This is a genomic window from Roseateles sp. (assembly GCF_036486225.1).
Taxonomy (GTDB): Bacteria; Pseudomonadota; Gammaproteobacteria; order Burkholderiales; family Burkholderiaceae_C; genus Roseateles.
Window position 1 is genome coordinate 1 of record NZ_DASVNZ010000182.1, and the last position, 3946, is coordinate 3946.

At 67.9% G+C, this 3946-nt stretch carries 6 protein-coding genes and 1 pseudogene; 5 read left to right on the top strand and 2 right to left on the bottom strand.

Features of this window, described 5'->3' with window-relative positions:
• The 4 genes and pseudogenes from VF536_RS12975 to VF536_RS12990 all read left to right on the top strand — a co-directional run.
• Positions 1–323, top strand: a pseudogene (locus VF536_RS12975) (TonB-dependent receptor); the annotation flags it as partial.
• An 86-nt stretch (positions 324–409) separates the two neighbouring features.
• The gene (locus tag VF536_RS12980; RefSeq protein ID WP_331615269.1) at positions 410–1126 is read left to right on the top strand and encodes a sigma-70 family RNA polymerase sigma factor; all 717 of its coding nucleotides are present in this window, start codon (positions 410–412) and stop codon (positions 1124–1126) included.
• Complete coding sequence (locus VF536_RS12985) at positions 1126–1875, top strand: anti-sigma factor (RefSeq protein WP_331615270.1); 750 nt, start codon at positions 1126–1128, stop codon at positions 1873–1875. Before VF536_RS12980 ends, VF536_RS12985 begins: the two co-directional genes overlap by 1 nt.
• Before the next feature lie 133 nt (positions 1876–2008).
• A complete protein-coding gene (locus VF536_RS12990; protein ID WP_331615271.1) occupies positions 2009–2488 on the top strand; it encodes a VOC family protein in 480 nt (159 codons plus the stop codon).
• An 18-nt stretch (positions 2489–2506) separates the two neighbouring features.
• Here VF536_RS12990 and VF536_RS12995 read toward each other — a convergent pair whose 3' ends face one another.
• Both VF536_RS12995 and VF536_RS13000 read right to left on the bottom strand, forming a co-directional pair.
• Entirely contained in the window at positions 2507–2953 is a 447-nt protein-coding gene (locus tag VF536_RS12995) for a hypothetical protein (RefSeq protein ID WP_331615272.1), read from the bottom strand.
• The gene (locus tag VF536_RS13000; RefSeq protein WP_331615273.1) at positions 2937–3422 is read right to left on the bottom strand and encodes a Panacea domain-containing protein; all 486 of its coding nucleotides are present in this window, start codon (positions 3420–3422) and stop codon (positions 2937–2939) included. Before VF536_RS13000 ends, VF536_RS12995 begins: the two co-directional genes overlap by 17 nt.
• 107 nt (positions 3423–3529) lie before the next feature.
• Here VF536_RS13000 and VF536_RS13005 point away from each other — a divergent pair.
• Positions 3530–3946: Sir2 family NAD-dependent protein deacetylase (locus tag VF536_RS13005; protein WP_331615274.1), on the top strand; the 417-nt coding region annotated here is incomplete at its 3' end.

The following is a 3946-nucleotide window of genomic DNA, read 5'->3' on the forward strand; positions in this document are numbered from 1 at the left end:
TGGCCTCGTTCGGCGTGACGGTGCGCGAGCTGGGGCCCTGGTCGGCGAGCCTGCAATGGCGTTACCTCGGCAGCGCCCCGCTGATCGAGGACGACAGCGTGCGGTCCCGCTCCTCGCTGACGACCAACCTGCGCGTGAGCCGCCGCTTCGGGGCGAAGACGGAAGTGACGCTGGACGTCTTCAACCTGCTCGACCGCCGGGTCAACGACATCGAGTACTTCTACGAGTCCCGGCTTCCCGGCGAGGCGGTCGCGGTGGCCGACCGCCACGTGCATCCCGCCGAGCCGCGCACGCTGCGCGTCACCCTGCGCCGCAGTTTCTGACCGGATCGGTGGGGGCCGTCGTGATCCGGCTTCATCCGAGTGGATCCGAGTTGATCCGATTGCGCGCCCGCTGCGTACAAGGGCCCATGACGACCCCCTCCGATGACTCCGGCGCCGATCCAGCCACCGATCCCGGCCCCGGCCGGCGGGCCGACACGGCGCCGTCCTCCCATCCCGAGCGCGACGCGCGCCTGGCGGCGCTGATGGCGCGCGTGGCGTTGGCCGACCGGCGCGCCTTCGACGAGCTCTATCGCGCCACCAGCGCGACGCTGTTCGGCATGGTGCTGCGCATCAACCGCGACCGCGGCCACGCGGAGGAGGTGCTGCAGGAGATCTACATCACCGTCTGGCGACAGGCGACTAGCTTCGATGTCGCGCACGGCAAGGTGCTGACCTGGCTCACGACGATCGCGCGGCACCGGGCCATCGACAGCCTGCGCCGCAGGGCCGCGCAACCGGCGACCATCAGCCGTTTCGGCGGGCTCGACGGCGGCGCCGATGGCGGCGAGGGCGAGCGCGACCTGCTCGACCACCTGCCCAGCGAGCAGCCCAGCCCGCTGGACCTGCTGGACGACGCGAACCGCGCCCACGCGCTGGAGCGCTGCATGTCGCAGCTCAGCGGCGAACAGCGCAGCAGCCTGGCGCTGGCGTACTACCAGGGGCTCTCCCATGCCGAGGTGGCCGAACACCTGAGCCAGCCGCTGGGCACGGTGAAGAGCTGGGTGCGGCGCGGCCTGCTGAGCCTGCGCGGCTGCCTGGACCGGGCGACCGAGCGGCTGGGCGCGATGGGCAGGGTGGTCTGATGGACTACGGACATCCCGAACGCGCGGAGCGGCTGGCCGCGGACTATGCGGTGGGCACGCTCCGAGGCGGCGCGCGCCGTCGCTTCGAGCGCCTGCTGCCGGCGCATCCCGCGCTTGCTGCCGCCACGGCGGCCTGGGCCGAGCGCCTGCAGCTGCTGGCAGGGCAGGTCGCACCCGTGGAGCCGCCGCCGAGCGTGTGGACGACGATCCAGACGCGCCTGTTCGGCGCGACGGAGGGTGAGTCGACATCGATGTCGACCCCGCCTCCGACGTCGGCGGCGGATGCGTACCCCAGTGCGGCGGGGCGCGCCGCGCTTGCGGGACCGCTTCGCTTCTGGCGCGGCCTCAGCGCCGTCGCCCTCGCGGCGTCGGTCGTGCTGGCGGTGATGGTCGCCCGGCCGGTGCCGGAGGCGGCGCCCATCGTGGTGGTCCTGCGCAGCACGCCGGAGGGTGTCGAGCTCGTCAAGACCGGCTTCGTGGCCAGCGTGTCCGCGGATGGGCGGGCGCTGGTGCTGAAGCCACTGGCGCCGGTGGTGATCGACGCGGCCCACGCGCTCGAACTGTGGGCGGTGCCGAAGGCGGGCGCGCCGCGCTCGTTGGGCCTGATCGCGGCGGGCGATGTCCCGACCACGGTGACGCGCGCCAACCTGCTGGCCGATACCCAGGCTTTCGCCGTCAGCCTGGAGCCCAGCGGCGGCTCGCGCACCGGCAAGCCGACCGGGCCGATCGTGTCGGCGGGCGGGATCTGACAGAAGCGGGGGATCCGATCGGGGATGTTCTGTTGTCGCACAGGGCGTGTGTCCCCCATGCGCAGGACCGTGTCGAAATGGCGGGGTGCCGCTCGTCGTGCATACGATGACACCCCAACCCCAAGGAGACCCCATGCAAGCGAAGAACACGATCTGCGTCTGGTACGACAAGGATGCCGAGGAGGCTGCGCGCTTCTACGAGAAGACCTTCCCGGACAGCAAGGTGGGCCGCATCGCGCGGGCGCCGGGCGACTACCCCTCAGGCGTGGAGGGCGACGTGCTGGTCGTCGAGTTCACGGTGATGGGCATTCCCTGCATCGGCCTGAACGGCGGCCCGGGCATCAAGCACAGCGAGGCCTTCTCCTTCCAGGTCGCGACCGACGATCAGGCCGAGACGGATCGCCTCTGGAACGCGATCGTCGGCAACGGCGGTCAGGAGAGCGCGTGCGGCTGGTGCAAGGACAAATGGGGCATCTCGTGGCAGATCACGCCGCGCGTGCTGTCGGAGGCGCTGAACAACCCGGACCGCGCCGCAGCCAAGCGCGCCTTCAGCGCGATGATGGAAATGCACAAGATCGACGTCGCCAAGATCGAGGCGGCGTTGAAGGGCTGAGCCTCCGAGCCCCTGAGCTCAGTTCTTGGCGATCACCTTGTCGGCGAGCTTCTCGAGCAGGTTGAGGAGCTTCTCGCCGACCAAGGTATGAAGGTTTTTGATTCCGGCATCCGGTTCGGCCTTGATCGTCGAAGAGCTTCGGATGATCGTCAGCAGGATCATCGTGGGCACGGAGAAGAGCGCGACGACGGTGGTCACGACGATGTGCCACTTGTCAGCCGAGACGGCGGGCCAGTGCTCAAAGACGCCAACGAAGACGCTGAGGGAGAACAGCCCCGCGGCGTAGAGCAACGCCGCGGTGGCCAATCCACCCCGTGCGGCCCAGGCGCGCAGGCTGAGATCCAGTTCTTCTGGCCTGCTGAGGAAGTGACGCTCGGTGTTGTTGTGGAGAGCGGCCGCCTCCAGGGAGGAGACGTCGGGAAGCTCCTGTTGGTCGAGCAGCGGCAGTTCAATCGTTGGCAGCATTGGCGGCATTCCTGGCGAAGTGCTTTCGGATCACCTCGTCGCTCATCACGGTGCGCTTCGCTTTCCTTGTTTCCTCCCAAGCGCCGCCGGGATGACGCGCGATCGAAGACAGATGATCCGGCTCAAACCTTCCGTATCGGTCCAGGACCTGATCGACATAGAACCAGAAGCGCGTGTCGGCCTTGCTCGGTACGAGGGGAACAAACTGGCAAGTCTCCGGCTGGAACTCCGGCAGCATCTCGATCGCCTTGGCCTCGAATTTCCTGAGACGGTAATAGAGCGAAGAGAACAGCGGTCCATGCTCCCAGGCTTCGGGGCGCTCGGAAACGACCGATTGACCCAAGAACGTCAGAGTCCAGCCGTGAATGAAGAACACGAACTTCTGGATCTCCAGATGCCCGAACTTGCGTCCCGCCTGTTGTCCGCGATAGACGAATGCATTGGCGACGAGAGAGGGCGAGTAACTCATAGCATGCGATTATCCGAGCGCATCCCTGCTGCGAAAGCGAGTCGTCGGGGGAGACGGACTCCCTCTCGCGGGGGAATCACGTCCTGCAAATCGACGGACTTCTGAACATGAATGACAAGAACGAGTGGGTCGACCCACCCACAGCATTGGGTCAACTGCTGAATCGACGTTTCGAGCACATCGTCGTGTTCAGCGGTGCCGGGATGTCGGCCGACAGCGGCATCCCGACCTTCCGTTCGGGCAGCAACGGACTGTGGGGCGAATTCGATCCCGAGCAACTGGCAACACCTGGCGCCTGGCAACGCGACAAGGAGACCGTCTGGGGCTGGTACGAATGGCGCCGCGGCCAGGTGATGGCCGCGACGCCGAACCCCGGCCATGTCGCGGTGGCGCGTCTGCAGCGCGAATTCGGCGCGCAGGTGGTGACGCAGAACGTCGACGACCTGCACGAGCGTGCCGGCGTCGAAGGCGCGCTGCATCTGCACGGCAGCTTCTTCGCACCGCGATGCGACCGATGCGGCGCG

What these genes read in the sequence shown, in the direction of transcription:
- VF536_RS12980 (WP_331615269.1), top strand. Translation starts at nt 410, where the DNA reads ATGACGACCCCCTCCGATGACTCCGGCGCCGATCCAGCCACCGATCCC.
- VF536_RS12990 (WP_331615271.1), top strand. Translation starts at nt 2,009, where the DNA reads ATGCAAGCGAAGAACACGATCTGCGTCTGGTACGACAAGGATGCCGAG.
- VF536_RS12985 (WP_331615270.1), top strand. Translation starts at nt 1,126, where the DNA reads ATGGACTACGGACATCCCGAACGCGCGGAGCGGCTGGCCGCGGACTAT.
- VF536_RS12995 (WP_331615272.1), bottom strand. Translation starts at nt 2,953, where the DNA reads ATGCTGCCAACGATTGAACTGCCGCTGCTCGACCAACAGGAGCTTCCC.
- VF536_RS13000 (WP_331615273.1), bottom strand. Translation starts at nt 3,422, where the DNA reads ATGAGTTACTCGCCCTCTCTCGTCGCCAATGCATTCGTCTATCGCGGA.